This window comes from Paenisporosarcina sp. TG-14 (assembly GCF_000297555.1).
GTDB lineage: Bacteria > Bacillota > Bacilli > Bacillales_A > Planococcaceae > Paenisporosarcina > Paenisporosarcina antarctica.
The window spans coordinates 1-15,219 of sequence record NZ_AMGD01000094.1 but is presented as its reverse complement, the minus strand read 5'-3'; the positions used below and the strand labels follow the sequence as shown (position 1 = coordinate 15,219).

Annotated in this window: 18 protein-coding genes; 11 read left to right on the top strand and 7 right to left on the bottom strand. The window is 38.1% G+C overall.

What is annotated here, in order from left to right:
- Positions 1 to 94 precede the first annotated feature (94 nt).
- Positions 95 to 439 carry a general stress protein gene (locus C406_RS0118165; RefSeq protein ID WP_017382082.1) on the bottom strand — a complete coding sequence of 115 codons (345 nt, stop codon included), beginning with the start codon at positions 437 to 439 and terminating at the stop codon, positions 95 to 97.
- Positions 440 to 614: 175 nt separating this feature from the next.
- On the opposite strand from C406_RS0118165, the gene C406_RS0118160 reads away from it, so the two are divergent.
- The 5 genes from C406_RS0118160 to C406_RS0118140 all read left to right on the top strand — a co-directional run bounded on the left by C406_RS0118160 (position 615) and on the right by C406_RS0118140 (position 4,784).
- On the top strand, positions 615 to 1,235 hold the full coding sequence (locus tag C406_RS0118160) for a phosphatase PAP2 family protein (RefSeq protein WP_017382081.1): 621 nt from the start codon (positions 615 to 617) through the stop codon (positions 1,233 to 1,235).
- 261 nt (positions 1,236 to 1,496) lie between these two features.
- On the top strand, positions 1,497 to 2,306 hold the full coding sequence (zupT, locus tag C406_RS0118155) for a zinc transporter ZupT (protein ID WP_017382080.1): 810 nt from the start codon (positions 1,497 to 1,499) through the stop codon (positions 2,304 to 2,306).
- Positions 2,307 to 2,529: 223 nt separating this feature from the next.
- Positions 2,530 to 3,747 (top strand): MFS transporter, encoded by a 1,218-nt coding sequence (locus tag C406_RS0118150; RefSeq protein WP_017382079.1) that lies wholly within the window; start codon positions 2,530 to 2,532, stop codon positions 3,745 to 3,747.
- 139 nt (positions 3,748 to 3,886) lie between these two features.
- Positions 3,887 to 4,258 (top strand): VOC family protein, encoded by a 372-nt coding sequence (locus C406_RS0118145; RefSeq protein WP_017382078.1) that lies wholly within the window; start codon positions 3,887 to 3,889, stop codon positions 4,256 to 4,258.
- Positions 4,248 to 4,784 carry an adenylate kinase gene (locus C406_RS0118140; protein WP_036655101.1) on the top strand — a complete coding sequence of 179 codons (537 nt, stop codon included), beginning with the start codon at positions 4,248 to 4,250 and terminating at the stop codon, positions 4,782 to 4,784. Before C406_RS0118145 ends, C406_RS0118140 begins: the two co-directional genes overlap by 11 nt.
- 16 nt (positions 4,785 to 4,800) lie before the next feature.
- Here the strand turns inward: C406_RS0118140 and C406_RS0118135 are convergent, their stop codons facing one another.
- The 4 genes from C406_RS0118135 to C406_RS0118115 form a co-directional block, all read right to left on the bottom strand.
- A complete protein-coding gene (locus tag C406_RS0118135) occupies positions 4,801 to 5,451 on the bottom strand; it encodes a class F sortase (protein ID WP_017382076.1) in 651 nt (216 codons plus the stop codon).
- A 4-nt stretch (positions 5,452 to 5,455) separates the two neighbouring features.
- On the bottom strand, positions 5,456 to 6,817 hold the full coding sequence (locus C406_RS0118130; protein WP_017382075.1) for a hypothetical protein: 1,362 nt from the start codon (positions 6,815 to 6,817) through the stop codon (positions 5,456 to 5,458).
- Positions 6,818 to 7,139: 322 nt separating this feature from the next.
- Positions 7,140 to 7,892, bottom strand: coding sequence for an anti-sigma factor (locus C406_RS0118120; protein WP_017382073.1), 753 nt, complete (start codon positions 7,890 to 7,892; stop codon positions 7,140 to 7,142).
- Positions 7,873 to 8,460: an RNA polymerase sigma factor gene (locus C406_RS0118115; RefSeq protein ID WP_017382072.1), complete on the bottom strand. Its 588-nt coding sequence runs from the start codon at positions 8,458 to 8,460 to the stop codon at positions 7,873 to 7,875. The genes C406_RS0118120 and C406_RS0118115 overlap by 20 nt, the downstream gene beginning before the upstream one ends.
- 236 nt (positions 8,461 to 8,696) lie before the next feature.
- Here C406_RS0118115 and C406_RS0118110 point away from each other — a divergent pair, with 236 nt between their 5' ends.
- The 4 genes from C406_RS0118110 to C406_RS0118095 all read left to right on the top strand — a co-directional run bounded on the left by C406_RS0118110 (position 8,697) and on the right by C406_RS0118095 (position 12,326).
- A complete protein-coding gene (locus tag C406_RS0118110) occupies positions 8,697 to 9,554 on the top strand; it encodes a GNAT family N-acetyltransferase (RefSeq protein ID WP_017382071.1) in 858 nt (285 codons plus the stop codon).
- A 234-nt stretch (positions 9,555 to 9,788) separates the two neighbouring features.
- Positions 9,789 to 10,766 carry an ABC transporter ATP-binding protein gene (locus C406_RS0118105; protein ID WP_017382070.1) on the top strand — a complete coding sequence of 326 codons (978 nt, stop codon included), beginning with the start codon at positions 9,789 to 9,791 and terminating at the stop codon, positions 10,764 to 10,766.
- Positions 10,759 to 11,400 carry an ABC transporter permease gene (locus tag C406_RS0118100; protein ID WP_017382069.1) on the top strand — a complete coding sequence of 214 codons (642 nt, stop codon included), beginning with the start codon at positions 10,759 to 10,761 and terminating at the stop codon, positions 11,398 to 11,400. Before C406_RS0118105 ends, C406_RS0118100 begins: the two co-directional genes overlap by 8 nt.
- 11 nt (positions 11,401 to 11,411) lie before the next feature.
- Positions 11,412 to 12,326, top strand: coding sequence for an ABC transporter substrate-binding protein (locus tag C406_RS0118095; RefSeq protein ID WP_017382068.1), 915 nt, complete (start codon positions 11,412 to 11,414; stop codon positions 12,324 to 12,326).
- Between the two features lie 209 nt (positions 12,327 to 12,535).
- On the opposite strand, the gene C406_RS0118090 is transcribed toward C406_RS0118095, so the two are convergent.
- On the bottom strand, positions 12,536 to 13,354 hold the full coding sequence (locus C406_RS0118090; RefSeq protein WP_017382067.1) for an SGNH/GDSL hydrolase family protein: 819 nt from the start codon (positions 13,352 to 13,354) through the stop codon (positions 12,536 to 12,538).
- An 89-nt stretch (positions 13,355 to 13,443) separates the two neighbouring features.
- Positions 13,444 to 13,746, bottom strand: coding sequence for a nucleotide pyrophosphohydrolase (locus C406_RS0118085; protein WP_017382066.1), 303 nt, complete (start codon positions 13,744 to 13,746; stop codon positions 13,444 to 13,446).
- Between the two features lie 68 nt (positions 13,747 to 13,814).
- Here C406_RS0118085 and C406_RS0118080 point away from each other — a divergent pair, with 68 nt between their 5' ends.
- Positions 13,815 to 14,405 carry a DNA-3-methyladenine glycosylase gene (locus C406_RS0118080; RefSeq protein WP_017382065.1) on the top strand — a complete coding sequence of 197 codons (591 nt, stop codon included), beginning with the start codon at positions 13,815 to 13,817 and terminating at the stop codon, positions 14,403 to 14,405.
- A 65-nt stretch (positions 14,406 to 14,470) separates the two neighbouring features.
- A complete protein-coding gene (locus C406_RS0118075; RefSeq protein ID WP_017382064.1) occupies positions 14,471 to 14,989 on the top strand; it encodes a type 1 glutamine amidotransferase domain-containing protein in 519 nt (172 codons plus the stop codon).
- Positions 14,990 to 15,219 lie beyond the last annotated feature (230 nt).

Here is a 15,219-nt window from a genome sequence, read left to right as displayed (position 1 = left end):
ATAATATTATCGGTAGGCTCTTTTTAAAAGTAATTAAATATAAGATTTGTGCTTACTTAATCGCGAGTTGTTACTTTGTAGATATCAAGTTGTCCTAATACATAAATCCTACAGGTGAATTTTTCACAACCACAATTACTTTATGCTCGTCTAGCTTTTCTTCTAATTGCACTGCTTCTGGTTGACTAAATCCTAACTCTTCAAATTGAGCGCGAAGCTCGTCTCCTTTTTTACGGAAAACATTTGCAATCGATGTTCCTAGTCCTTGTTCAGTAACACCAACTGTATTCGCATCTGCCATGTCAGCTACCTGATTTGTACGGTGATTTTCATGCGTAAGTACATAAATATCATCTTCATGAACACCTTTAGTTTTAATATCTTGAATCCCAAGAATGGCTTCCTCATCAGTTACATATTCTTTATACATTACCGTCATTTTAAAATCCTCCTTTAAATCGTTTATATTGTGACACGTTAGTACTCTACCACTGGAGGAATGAATTAAACGTAACTCATTTGATTTGAAACGAAAGTCATAGTCATTCGACAAATTCCAGGAAATTAGTAGAAGGAATATGATAAGATTATTATAAATAAGGAGCGTGAATGTCGTGAAGAAATGGTTTTATTCGTTGGCTATTTTGATGCTCATCGGCTTTATTGCCTTATATTTTAGTTTTACTTATGAAGAAATGATTGAGTTTGATGAAAAAATAGGAAAAGCGCTGATTGGAAATGAATTTATTCGTTTCTTCCATTATATTGGCGAACCTATCTGGATTGGTTCTGCAGCAATTTTATTAATTTTATATTTAGCATTTAGACGAGGAAACCACAGAGGCGTGTTATTTGTGTTATTTACGGTAGGTGGTGGAAATTTATTGAATCATGCCTTAAAGGAATGGGTGCAAAGGGTACGCCCGGATATTCCTCACCAACTAACTAGTTTTAGTTTTCCTTCGGGTCATGCAATGGTTGGTTTATTGTACTTATTTACGTATGCGTATTTATTAACCGAAAATCAAATGTCTACGAAACGACGTATTACAATTTGGCTTAGTGCAATTGTGCTAACGTTACTAGTGGGCTTATCACGTATTGCTGGAAATCATCATTATGGTACGGATGTGGTAGCTGGCTGGATGTGCGGCTATGCTTTCTTTGTTGTAGTGGTGGTATGGTATGAATGGCGAAATCGCAACTTCAAAAAAAGAATAATCCAACCAGAATAGACGGAATCTTACGCTGTTTACTGCGTAGGATTCTTTTTTTGAAAGAAAAGAACGTATATAAATTTAGAGTACCGTGAACCCTGTCTTCATGGCATTTTTATTGTATGGATATGAACATGCTAAAACGGAATTTCTTTGATGTGACTCTCTCGTTAATTCGATTAATTGTGAATTCAGGCTTCATAGTTGAAGATATTTGTGTAACTGAAACTTTTCTCATAAAATAAATTTAACAGATGGATAGAGAAAGAAGATGGGGAAATGGATGGAAATGTCCTATTTGCATTAGCATTAACACTTTTTGCAGGTTTAGCAACAGGTATTGGAAGTTTATTAGCTTTAGTAACTAAACGAACAAACACCAAATTTTTATCGTTAGCACTAGGTTTTTCTGCAGGGGTCATGATTTACGTTTCAATGATTGAAATTTTTGTGAAAGCCAAAGATGCCTTAGTTAATGAATTAGGTTCTTCTCAAGGGTATTGGTTAACGGTTATCGGGTTCTTTAGTGGAATATTTTTAATTGCATTAATCGATAAATTATTGCCGAAATCTACTAATCCTCATGAAGTTAAAGCTGTGGAGGATATGGATAAACAACCAACCAATGACGAACATTCAAAATTAATGCGTATGGGTTTATTTACAGCGCTGGCCATAGGAATTCATAATTTCCCAGAAGGAATTGCAACGTTTGTCTCCGCCCTACAAGATCCTAATTTAGGGATTGCTATAGCTATTGCAGTAGCGATCCACAACGTACCTGAAGGAATTGCGGTTGCAGTACCAATTTATTATGCAACTGGGGACCGTAAAAAAGCATTTAAATGGTCATTTTTATCTGGATTAGCAGAGCCTGTAGGTGCTATTTTTGCTTTTTTAATATTAATGCCATTTTTAAACGATATAATGTTTGGTATGATTTTTGCCGGAGTGGCGGGTATTATGGTGTTTATTTCGTTAGATGAATTATTGCCTGCTGCACAAAGATACGATGAAGCGCATCTGTCTATTTATGGTGTAGTAGGTGGTATGGCTGTGATGGCGCTAAGTTTGCTATTAATTGCATAGAAGGAAAGCGCACGTTTCTTACATTGCTAAGGAACGTGCTTTTTAATGTATCAAGCTCTCCAGGTTGTGCAAAATATTTCCAAACAATAGATTTGGTTCTTCCACCGTCGGGGTAGCTCAAATCTGGATTGCTAAGCCCTACGGTATTGCGTGTGTGTGTCTATACCACTATACTATTGTGTAAAGACAAATGATGACATGTGTCATGACAAGGAGATCATGTATGACTACTATAAAAGAAAAAGAAGTTAAGCCTTTAACACGTAATAAATTATTAGGGATAGCCGGGCTTGGATGGATGTTCGATGCGATGGATGTAGGAATTTTATCATTTGTTATCGCAGCTTTAGCTATTGAATGGAACTTATCTCCAGGTCAAATGGGTTGGATTGGCAGTGTAAACTCTTTTGGTATGGCAATAGGCGCACTTGTATTTGGATTACTTGCCGATCGAGTTGGTCGTAAGCGTGTATTCATAATTACGCTGGTCCTATTCTCTGTGGCAAGTGGACTTTCTGCATTTTCCACAACTCTGGCTATCTTTTTGATATTTAGATTTTTTGTAGGGATGGGTCTAGGGGGAGAACTTCCTGTGGCATCAACTCTTGTAGCAGAAAGTGTGGAAGCGAAAGAACGTGGTCGAGTCGTAGTGTTGTTAGAAAGTTTTTGGGCAGCAGGATGGTTAATAGCTGCCTTAATTTCATATTTCATCATTCCAGATTATGGCTGGAGAGTTGCTCTTATTATTACAGCTTTACCAGCATTTTATGCTATTTATTTACGATTAAAATTACCCGATTCACCTCAGTTTACCGCAAAAAAAGTGCGAAATCGTACGTATGGACAAAATATTAAAGCACTATGGTCTAAAGCCTATGCGAAACCAACATTAATGTTATGGATTTTGTGGTTTACTGTTGTATTCTCTTATTACGGCATGTTCTTATGGTTGCCGAGTGTCATGGTGATTAAAGGTTTTGACTTAATTACAAGTTTTAAATATGTCTTACTTATGACGCTTGCGCAGTTACCAGGGTATTTTACAGCTGCTTGGTTAATTGAAATAGCAGGACGTAAATTTGTGTTAGTTACTTATTTACTAGGTACAGCAGCAAGTGCATTTGCCTTTGGTAATGCCGATACAACGATGTCACTTATTGTATTTGGCGCTTTCTTATCCTTCTTTAATTTAGGTGCATGGGGTGCATTATACGCGTATACACCTGAACAATATCCTTCAGTTATTCGGGCGACTGGAGCAGGAATGGCAGCTTCTATTGGACGTATTGGTGGTATTTTGGGACCTTTATTAGTTGGGACACTTGTGATGAGAGGTTACGATATCGGCTGGATTTTTAGCATTTTCTGTGTTGCCATAGTTATAGGTGTATTAGCGGTTGTTATTCTAGGAGTAGAAACGAAACAAACAGAATTAGAATAATGGTATTCCATGACTCTCTTATAACGGAGAGTCTTTTTTATGGTTATTTATTCAGAATTTTCAATATTCTATAGCGATTACGTTCATTTCTTGTTAAAATGAAGCTATTAACTTTAAGTGGAAAGGGAGGAATTCAACTATGTTCAAGAGAATTGATACGGTGTTTTTACCTGTGCAAGATATGTATCGTTCGATTAGGTGGTTTGAAGAAAAGTGTGGATTTTCATTGAAATGGCATGATGAGAAAAATGGTTATGCTGCCATGGATATCGGGGATGGGGAAACCGCCTTTACACTCGTCAGAAATCCACAAATGGGTACTATTAAACCATCAGAACATGAGTGGTTTAACTTATATACAACAGATATCCATGCCACCCATCACGCCATGTTAGATGCTGGAGTAGAAGCAACACCTGTAGAAAGTGGCGGTAATGTTGAATTTTATCAATTTAAAGATCTGGACGGGAATACGATTGGAGTTTGTTCATTTGAAGAAGATGCAGCATAAACATCGGCGAATATTAATTGTGGGGTCAGGAGGTGCGGGGAAATCTACGTTATCACGCCGACTTGGAGAACTATGGGATATACCGATAGTTCATCTAGATGCGCTGTTTTGGCAGCCAGGGTGGAATCCATCGCCACGTCCTGAGTTTAATGAGAAAGTGAAAGGCGAACTAGAGAAACCTGAGTGGATCATAGATGGAAATTATGATTCCACTATCAAACTGCGTGCGCAATATGCAGACCTAATCATTTATCTTGATTTTTCAAATATAGTTTGTTTATATCGCGCGTGTAAGCGGGCATGGATCTACCGTGGGACAACCCGCCCTGATATGGGGATAAATTGTCCAGAGAAAATTGATTGGGAGTTTGTTCAATGGATTTGGCGTTATCCAAAAGATGCACGACCGGGAATGTTAGACATTTTAACTAACGTTCAAACTGATGTCATTATGTTCAAATCACCTAAAGAAGTGAAACAGTGGCTTCTAAATATCACGACAAAAAAGAGTGAACCGTCCATTTAAGGAAGATTCACTCTTTTTATGCTGTTTTTAAAGTGGTGTAGACAACAAGTCGGTCTTCGTAAAATGAACCATCTTTATTGTATTCACCTGTACATGTGATGAGGTTTAATCTACTACCATTACTAAATCCGAAAATCTCTCTAAGGGGAGATTCATCAAACGGGTAAATTTCAATCTTATTAACAACAAAAACGAGTTCTGATCCGTCTTCACCTGTAACGAGAATTTCATCGCCATTTTTTAATTTTCCAATATCATAAAATACGGCAGGTCCATTTTTTCCATCAACATGTCCTGCAATAACTGAGTTCCCCGGTTGACCTGGCTTATAGCCATTTTCGAACCAACCAGTCGATACAATATCATTGGGTACATCCATATCTCCATTTTCAAGCAATCCAGATGGACTAACTTTAGCATCCACATTAATAGCGGGAATCTGAAGACGAGAAGGAACAATACCTTGTCTTTCATCTTTTATGAGTTTAGAAGCAGTTAGTTTGCTTTCACCTAAGGATAAGTTTGTTTTTTGTGTAGAAGCGGAGACTTCCTCACTGGAAGTCTCTTGTTTTTCTACAGTGGCCTCTGGTTCTGATGCTGCTTCTTGTGCTTGGCAAGCCGAGAGAAGGAGCGAGAGACCTAAAATGCTACTAAGTAATTTCTTCAAGTGATTATGCCTCGTTCGAACGTCTACGTAATGTATATGCGCCACCTAGACCTGCTGCTAATAAACCACCAAGTAGGAACCACTCATAAGACATTCCATCTTGATCTGCTGTACCACCCATACCCGTTTTAGGCATACCGTCTGGCATAGATTGTCCACTGAATTTATCTGGGAATTGATCTACGATTGTTTGAGATAAACCTGCTGAAGGCATTAACATATGTGCGTAAGATTGACGAAGTGAAGCGTAAGATGCTTCATAGTCACCAGCTTCATACTGATCAAATGCTGCTAATAACTGTGTAACATGTTCAGTAAGTCCAGCTTCAAGATCTGCAGCTGGTAAACGGTCTTCAGTTGCCGCTGCTAAGAATGCTGCTTGATCAACAACATATTCATCAAGTTCAGCCATTGCTTGGTCTTTACCAGCTTGGTCATCGTTAGCGGTAGCTGTTACGTAGTCAACGAAGTAACCAATATGCGATTTCCAAATTTCTTCAAATGCCGCTCCGCCTTCTTCACCGTAAAATGAAGCAACTGCTGCTGATAAATCGTCAGCATTTGCAAGTAAAGCTGCTGCAGATGCATCAAAGTCTGGATCTCCATCAATACCATTTTGCATTGTCATTACTGCTAAACCAGCATGTTCTGTAAATACTTGGTCAAGTGTAGCACGTAGGTCAGCGGCAGGTGTAACAGCCAATGTTTTTTCGAATTTATCAGGGAATTGATCAGTGATTGCAGTTGATAATCCAGCTGCTACCATAGTCATATGTTTAATTGCTTCACGTTCGTTCATGTAACCAGTTTCATAGTCACCAGCTACATAGCTGTCAAATGCCCAAACTAATTGGTCAACGTGCATTGTTAATCCAGCTTCTAAGTCAGCTGCTTTTAAACGACCTTCAGTAGCTGTCTCTAAGAAAGCAGCTTGTTTAACAATGTATCCGTCAAGTTCAGCTAAGGCTTTATCTTTACCAGCTTGGTCATCTGCTCCAGTAGCTTTTACATAGTCAACAAAGTAGCCAATATGTGAACTCCAGATCTCTTTAAATGCAACACCTGCTTCTTCTCCATATACTGATGCAACTGCTGCTGTTAAGTCATCTGTGTTTTTGCTAAGTTCGCCAGCTAGTGCTTCAAAATCTTCAGTGCCGTCAGCACCTTTTTTCATAGTCTCAACTGCTAAGAAAGCATGTTCGGTGAATAAATGACCTAGTGTTGAACGAAGTTCTGATGCAGGAGTAGAGACGCTAGTATCCGCATTTGTTTCTGCTGCTTTACCTTCATGATCGTTAGCAAAAGCTGCTGTTGGTACCAGTAAACCCATTGATAAAGGAATTGCTAATAATGTGCGTTTTTTCATTTTAAATTCTCTCCTCTGTGTTTGTTTTATTTGATTTCGAATAGCTAACGAAGACAAATTCACTTTGGATCACTTTTTAAAAAGAAAAGTTTAAAACACATAGAATTAGGAGGCAATTGGTTAGTTGCCCCATTAAGAGTGAAAGTTGCCCCAATGAGATCCAAAGTTACCCCAGTGAGCGTGAAAGTTGCCCCAATCAGATCCAAAGTTGCCCCAATCAGATCCAAAGTTGCCTCAGTGAGCGTGAAAACAGCCATCTAGTCCCATTCCTAAAACAAAAAAATTGAGCGGGTATGAAAAACCCACTCAATTCTTCGTTTTATTAAAATTCTGATGCCATTAATACATTGCCTAATGGTGATTTACTTTCGGCATTTGGTTCGTGAGAGACAGCTACTTGCGACCAATCTTTATTCAAACCTTCAGGTAGTGTAAAGACAACTGCTCCGTCTTGTGAATCCGATTTAAATGTTCCTGCTCTGATTGGTCCATTCTCATCAATCAACCAAACTTGATATACTTCGTCATTTGACAGTGCTGGTAAGGAACTTGCCTGTACGACAACGCGAGTTTCATCTCCGTGTTTCACAATGGATGCTGTACCAGTAGCATCTCCATCAACAGGACTCAAATTTACGAATGCAAGCAATTGATCGACTGTTTCATTTTGAGCCACGATATCATCTTGCTGATTTTTTACAATGGAAGCTAAGAAAATATTAGCACCAACTGAAAGCATCAATGCAGCAGCTACAGCAGGTAACCAAGAAAAGCTTCTATTCTTTTTTATAGGTTTAGGTGTAATCTTTTCACTTGAAACGATAGGCGTAACTGGTGTTTTATCTTTTTCAAGTCCTTCTTCAAAGACTGTATTAAGTATCCGTGCTTTCATACCTTCAGGGGGATTTATAGTAGCCGAAACATACGGTAAATCATCCGTTAAAGCTTGCCATTCAGCAAGTTCTATTTGACAGTCTTCGCAAGTCGATAAATGTTTTTCAAAAGCATGCTTTTCGACTTCACTTAATTGTCCATTAAAATAATCAACGAGTTGATCACACATCTGACGGTCCATTTGGTGACATCCCCCTTTCCTTCTCTAAATGTTTACGTAAATGCTGTAGAGCTAATCGAATTCGACTTTTCACTGTACCTAGTGGTATGTCGAGTTTTGTTGAAATGGATTCTTGTGAAAGGCCATGGAAATAAAATAGTTCCACGATTGTTCGTTGTTCAATTTTTAAACGTTTCATGGCTTTACGCAAGACCGTTCCCTTTTCTTTCCACTCAAGCATTTGTTCAGGAATTTCATTAATAGGTGCTTTCATTTGTTCGGCATCTTTATCGAGCAAACCGACTTCTTGTTGTTTGCCTTTTTTTCTTATTGCATCAAGTGAAGTATTTCGGGTCATTGTTAAAAGCCAAGAAGAAAACTTTCCTTTATCTTCTGTATAAGGAGCATGTTCTTTCCATAGCTTAATAAAAACTTCTTGAACAGTATCTTCAGCCATTTGCACATTTTGTGTCATGCGATACGCAAAGGAATAAACTAGACGTTCGTAACGATCATATATTTCTTCAAGCGCTGCCTGGTCATTTGATCTCATCCGAAGATAAAGCTGCGCATCAGTTAATTTACCCATTTCTACCCCCCTATGTACGATTACTCTATTTACATCATACAGAAGGTTAAAAATGTTCACAACTTCCTTACATAGAGTAAACGAAAGAAGGCAGTAAATAGTTCACTTTTGGAGAAAAAGGAAGCTACTAGTAAGTCACTTATTCAAAAATAGAATTCCTATTATTTTGAAAGATTGGTGACAAACTATTTCGGTTTGTGTATTATTTTTAAAAACACGTGAGGAGATTTGTTAAAATGAAATTCTTTCAATATGAGAGTGTTCAAGAGTTTGAAGAAAAAGCACAACCTTATTTAACAAAAAATGAAGATTTATATAGTTTGTTTAGTGGTGTACTTCAAGGTATAAAAGCGGGTCATTATGACAATCCATTAATGGTGGCAATTGAAAAGGAAGGGCGTGTCGTAGCTCTTTTTCAAATGACACCTCCTCATCCATTAAATATAATTATCATTAATGAAGCGATAATGGACGACATTTTGACGTTTGCTACAAATGAATTTTTTGAGAAAAGGATACCAATTTTGTCAGCAGTCGGGTTAAAATCTGTTGTTTCTAAATTTGCATTCAAATGGCAAGAGTTAACTCAATTTAAAACAATAGTATTAATGGATCAAGGTTTATATCGATTAGACGAAGTCAATGAAACCCTAGTAAAGAGTTCAGGATCGTGGCGCTATGCAAGGGAAGACGAAGCGGCTTTAATTGAAGAGTGGTATGTCGCATTTGGAAATGATGCAGGAATAGAAAATCCACCGATGGAAGTCGTAAAAGAACGTGTCGTACAGTTTTTGGAGAATCAAGAGGTCTTCTTTTGGGAAGACGGTGGGAAAATTGTATCGATGATGAAGAAAGCCCGCCCTACTGAGCAAGGTGTCACAGTATCTTTTGTTTATACTCCACAAGAAGAACGGACAAAAGGGTATGCGCGAACCTTGGTAGCTGCAGGGAGTGAGGAGCTATTAAAGGTTTATGATTTTTGTGTGCTTTATACAGATATGATGAACCCAACTTCTAACAAAATTTATCAAGAAATTGGGTATCAAAAAATCGCAGACTCTATTCATGTTGAGTTTGTTTCAAAACAACTCTAAGAACTAATATGGCTAAATATCTTCTTTCTTAATAGAAGAAATTCCTAGAAGAATAGGATTAAGAATATAATTTCGAAAAACTGAATTAAGTAGAATAGAATGTTCCTTCCAATAATTGTTTAAAAGAGGAGCATTCATTTTTGAAAATAATAAGTTATTCATGCATACTTATTATAGTAATTAGGGTAATAGAAAATAGATATACATACTGAAGCTTAAAAAGGAGCTGAAGCTGTGATTCGATTTGATCAAGTCACGAAGCAATTTGCGGATGGGACAGAAGCATTAAAAAACGTTTCATTAACTATCCCAACAGGCAAGTTAACCGTAATTATTGGTCCAAGTGGATGCGGGAAAACTACATTAATGAAAATGATAAATCACTTAGAAGCACCAACTTCTGGTGAGGTATTGATTGATGAACTATCCATTAAAGATCGAGACGATGTGGAACTCAGACGTTCCATCGGCTATGTAATTCAGCGCATTGGCTTATTTCCTCATATGACGATTGCCAAAAATGCTTCGATCGTACCTAAATTAAAAGGATGGTCAGAAGAAAAAACGCAAACTCGAATACGCGAACTTATGAATATCGTCGGACTTGATCCAGATACGTATTTGGAGCGATTCCCTCTTGAACTAAGTGGAGGCCAGCAACAGCGCATTGGAGTTGTACGCGCACTTGCTGGAGATCCTAATATTATGTTAATGGACGAACCATTTAGCGCACTTGATCCGATTAGTAGAGAACAACTTCAAGATGAATTACGAAATCTCCAAAAACGTATTAAAAAAACCATCGTTTTTGTCACGCATGACATGGATGAAGCATTAAAAATAGCCGACCACATTATTGTGTTACGTGCTGGGGAAGTGGAACAAATAGGTTCTTCAAATGACCTTATCCACGATCCTAAAAATGACTTTGTACGTAATTTTATTGGACAAGATCGAATCAATCGAAAACGAACTTTTGGAAAGCGTAAAATTAGGGAACTGTCTTCGTATTTTTTACAATCTAAAATCGGCGAGCAGATTGGTTCTGTAAACTCGACAGAAAATGTGGAAGTCGCCATTACATTGCTAGACCAACCGCATACAGATGTATTGGCTGTTTACACCAATGAAGAATTAGATGGTTATATCACCCAATCAGCAATTTTGAAGGCTGTAGTTGCAAAGGAAGAAGGTGCTTCTTCTCATGACTAAATTTTTAGAGACGCTTCAAAGTCGTTCGGATCTCATTATAGAAGCGTTCCTCCAACACATTTACTTATCTTTTGTTGCTTTGGCGGTTGGAATTGCCATCGCGTTACCACTTGGCATATTGATTGCTCGCTATGGTAAATACGCAGAACCAGTTATAGGAGTAACGGCAGTTTTTCAAACAATACCAAGTTTAGCGCTATTTGGATTTTTAGTACCAGTCATTGGAATAGGCTCTAATACTGCGCTAATTGCACTTATTATATATGCACTACTACCTATTTTACGTAATACGTACACTGGACTCACAAGTGTCGATTCTTCCATTATCGAAGCAGGTCGTGGAATGGGAATGACACGTACTCAAATATTAAAACAACTTGAATTTCCACTCGCTCTGCCATTTATCATGGCAGGCATTCGAACAGCTACTGTGTTAACTGTAGGAATTGCTACACTTGCTACATTTGTGGGTGCCGGAGGTTTAGGCGATGTCATATACCGTGGTTTACAATCGTATAATAATTCGCTTGTCTTAGCAGGTGCACTACCTGTAGCGTTACTTGCCATTGGCTTTGATTTCATATTGAAAATGGTTGAAAAGAAAGCAACGCCAAAAGGAATGAAAATACATTAGGGGGAATTGAAATGAAAAAAAGATTAATAGGGGTAGCACTTTTTGCATCAATTGTATTAGTTGGTTGTGGCTCATCAAACGATGCTGGAGGGGACACAAGTGAACCAATCATCTTTAGTGGAAAACTATTTACAGAGCAGTTCATTCTACCTCAACTATTAGGTCAATACGTGGAAGCCAAAACGGATTATGCCGTGGATTACAAAGACGGTTTAGGCGAAGTGGCAATCTTAACACCAGCACTTGAAAAAGGTGATATCGATGTCTATGTAGAATATACAGGCACTGGCTTGCAATCAGTATTAGAAGAAGATCTTGAACAAGGTGAAAGTTCTGAAAGTATATTAGAACGCGTTCGTAAAGGGTATGAAGAGAAGTATGGTGTGACATGGTTAGAGCCACTTGGCTTTGAAAATACTTACACTTTGGCTTATAGTAAGGACCAAAATTATAACGCAAAAACATATTCTGATTTAGTCGAAGCATCAAAATCAGAAGACATCGTATTCGGTGCACCTCACGCATTTTATGAGCGTCCAGGGGATGGTTTCGATGCATTAGTTAAAGTATATCCATTTGAATTCTCTAAAAATGAAAGCTTAGATCCAAATATTATGTACGAAGCAGTCAAGCGTGGGGATGTTGATGTCATTACAGCATTTACAACAGACGGTCGTATTGAACGTTTTGATTTAGAAATTACAACAGATGATAAAGGGTTCTTCCCTAAATACGATGCAGCCCCCCTAGTACGTCAAGAAACACTAGAAACGTACCCGGAACTTGAAGAAGTATTAAACGAATTAGCTGGTAAGATTTCAATAGACGATATGCAAAAAATGAATGCCCAAGTTGATATTGACGGCGAAAAAGCTGAAGATGTAGCACGTGACTTCTTGATTGAAAAAGGTTTAATCGAAGAATAATGAGAAGATAGGAGGTTACCGAAATAGTGGTAACCTCTTTTCTGTTGGGAAAATAAGTGCGAAGCGGAATAAAACGTCCGCGAAGCCGAATAAACAACTCATGAAGCGGAATAAACAGCCTCTGAAGCCGAATAAATAGTCGCTGAAGCGGATTAAACGGTTTGAATATCCAAATAAACACAACTCATACTTCATGAGTTGTGTTTTTATTACAAAGGATTTGGCAGCGACCCTTGTTTTTGTTTAAGAAAAGGCCATAAGACATCTGCCCAAATTTTATATCCACTATCATTTGGATGGATTCCGTCTTTTAAAGTTGAAGCGAGTGTAACACTCTGTGCATTCATATCATAGAGCATAGCGCCATGTGTATCGAAATAAGTCCACCCTTGGTTTTGAATATAGTCAGCAGTTTCATTGACATAATCCGTGAATTTAAGACCAAACTGATTGAGTGGTGGGCCAAATTTATTTTCTGTACAAGGATTTGGAGATAAGAAAACAATGCGTGTTTCTGGTAATGCCTGTGTGTACAATTGGTAGAGCGAATCTAGTGATTTGAATGTGTCAGCTAATGATACATTTTTGTTATGGTTATTAATGACGGATGTCTCGATTAATAAGACATCGGGTTGCTCTTTTAGGATGGGAGCAGTGACATGATCTTCGAGTAAACGAACCGACGTGTAGCCTGGGTGACCATGATTGGATACCTTTAATTTCTTTAAGGCTGGGTTCGAATTTCGCAAGTTCACTTCGATGAGACCGCGCCACGTATTGGATTGATGAGAAGATCCTGTTCCAAAGGCTACACTACTACCGGTTATTGTCATTTTCCCTTCACCAGAAATCATGGCACGGAAAATCAAGTAGTCGGCTAGCGATTGCTTTGGATTATGTTTTGGATCATACGTTTTAATAAGAGTTTCAGTTGCGCTTACTTGGTCGTGATTTGGTGTATCTGTTCTTATATAAAAGAAGAGAACCGCGCCCGCAGCGATCCAAATTAACCATTTCCAGTTGTTCATGCGGTCAACTCCTTTATGCTTATACTAGTAATATAATATTCAGATTTATATTACTCAATAGGACTATAGGAGTAAGTACTAAGAATCTGTTATATTTTTGAAGGAACTGGATACTTTATCGCGTTTTTCTTCATCTTATCCCGTGCAGACATGATTAAATCTTCTCCAAGGACATCTGATAATTGCAATAAGTAAATAAAAACATCAGCCATTTCATCAATTATTGCTTGTTTATCATGAGTAATTGCTTCTTCACCTGAACGCCATTGAAAACATTCGAGCAGTTCACTCGCTTCAAGTGATATAGAAATAGCTAAGCTGCGCGCATCATGATTACCATTCCATCCTCGGTTATTACTAAATTGTTGGAGATCTTGAATGATTTCTTTCATACGTATCTTCCCCTCTTCATTAAAATTTGATGTATTGTTTTAGTATAATAAAAGAAGGGAGAATACACATGAATTTCCAACCAATTTCACCTGAATTTTTTCAACAACCAACTATTGAACTTGCTCGAAACTTAGTGGGGCAATACCTTGTTCATCAACATGCGGAAGGTTTAATGGTTGTAAAGATAATTGAAACTGAAGCATATATGGGACCTGAAGACAGAGCTGCGCATAGTTATGGGAATAGACGAACAAAACGAACTGAAATAATGTTTGGTGAGGCAGGCCTCGTTTATACATATCAAATGCACACACATACACTAATGAACGTTGTCAGTGGACCTCCTGATAAACCACAAGCGGTGTTGCTGAGGGCTGGTGAACCCGTAATTGGTCAAGAGTTAATGAGGAAATTTAGGGGAACAACGCCAATGAAAAACTGGACGAATGGTCCGGGTAAATTAGCGAAAGCGCTAGATGTGCGAATGAGTTATTATGGTCATCATTGGTCGAAAGAACCGCTTTTTATTGCCCCGGGACAGAGGGATATTGAAATTGAAATAGGTCCACGTGTAGGTATTCAAAATACAGGCGAAGCGGTTCATTACCCATATCGCTTTTCAGAAAAAGGACATCCAATGGTATCCAAGTATCGGTAAAATGTTTAATGGGATATTTTAGTGGAATACTATTGATGAACAAACTATTAAGGGGTGATTTAGAAATGGCTAAAATTGCAACTTTAATCACAGATATGTTTGAAGACATCGAGTATATGGATCCGACGAGAGCATTTAACGAAGCGGGTCATGAAGTATTTACAATTGAAAAAGAAGCAGGAAAAGAAGTAAAAGGCAAACAAGGAGATGCCATGGTGACCATTGATCATGGTATTGAAGATGTGAAACCTGAAGATTTCGATGCATTGTTCCTACCGGGCGGTTTTTCACCTGATCAATTACGAGCAGATAATAGGTTTGTGGAATTCACAAAAGCCTTTATGGATGCAAAGAAACCAGTATTTGCAATCTGTCATGGTCCACAATTATTAATTTCGGCAAAAGCACTTGAAGGTCGTGACGCAACGGGTTATAAATCGATTGGACAAGATATGTTATATGCCGGAGCGAAATTTGTAGATATAGAAGTGGTTGTTTGCCAAAATCAATTGGTGACAAGCCGACAACCTGAAGATATTCCAGCATTTAATCGTGAATCTCTAAAATTATTAGAACAACTATAAACCAACAATGGAACTGTCCTAAAAGTCGTAAAATATGACTAAGGGCAGTTCCTTTTTTATATTTAGTAGAGGTTGATTTCCGTTGCAAAGCACTTCCATGTTTCGAAGCTAGCAAAGCGATGCAACTCACTTTCATGTTTCGAAGCTAGCAAAGCGATGTAGAAACAGAAACAGAAACAGACGGACGCTTGCCACGGGCATGGCCTTAGCCCAATGTCATCAAGCTAACC

Coding starts and splice junctions, on each gene's coding strand:
- C406_RS0118085 (WP_017382066.1), bottom strand. CDS start 13,746: ATGAAAGAAATCATTCAAGATCTCCAACAATTTAGTAATAACCGAGGA.
- C406_RS0118090 (WP_017382067.1), bottom strand. CDS start 13,354: ATGAACAACTGGAAATGGTTAATTTGGATCGCTGCGGGCGCGGTTCTC.
- C406_RS0118165 (WP_017382082.1), bottom strand. CDS start 439: ATGACGGTAATGTATAAAGAATATGTAACTGATGAGGAAGCCATTCTT.
- C406_RS0118140 (WP_036655101.1), top strand. CDS start 4,248: ATGCAGCATAAACATCGGCGAATATTAATTGTGGGGTCAGGAGGTGCG.
- C406_RS0118110 (WP_017382071.1), top strand. CDS start 8,697: ATGAAATTCTTTCAATATGAGAGTGTTCAAGAGTTTGAAGAAAAAGCA.
- zupT (WP_017382080.1), top strand. CDS start 1,497: ATGGATGGAAATGTCCTATTTGCATTAGCATTAACACTTTTTGCAGGT.
- C406_RS0118100 (WP_017382069.1), top strand. CDS start 10,759: ATGACTAAATTTTTAGAGACGCTTCAAAGTCGTTCGGATCTCATTATA.
- C406_RS0118075 (WP_017382064.1), top strand. CDS start 14,471: ATGGCTAAAATTGCAACTTTAATCACAGATATGTTTGAAGACATCGAG.
- C406_RS0118120 (WP_017382073.1), bottom strand. CDS start 7,892: ATGGACCGTCAGATGTGTGATCAACTCGTTGATTATTTTAATGGACAA.
- C406_RS0118115 (WP_017382072.1), bottom strand. CDS start 8,460: ATGGGTAAATTAACTGATGCGCAGCTTTATCTTCGGATGAGATCAAAT.
- C406_RS0118095 (WP_017382068.1), top strand. CDS start 11,412: ATGAAAAAAAGATTAATAGGGGTAGCACTTTTTGCATCAATTGTATTA.
- C406_RS0118150 (WP_017382079.1), top strand. CDS start 2,530: ATGACTACTATAAAAGAAAAAGAAGTTAAGCCTTTAACACGTAATAAA.
- C406_RS0118130 (WP_017382075.1), bottom strand. CDS start 6,817: ATGAAAAAACGCACATTATTAGCAATTCCTTTATCAATGGGTTTACTG.
- C406_RS0118080 (WP_017382065.1), top strand. CDS start 13,815: ATGAATTTCCAACCAATTTCACCTGAATTTTTTCAACAACCAACTATT.
- C406_RS0118145 (WP_017382078.1), top strand. CDS start 3,887: ATGTTCAAGAGAATTGATACGGTGTTTTTACCTGTGCAAGATATGTAT.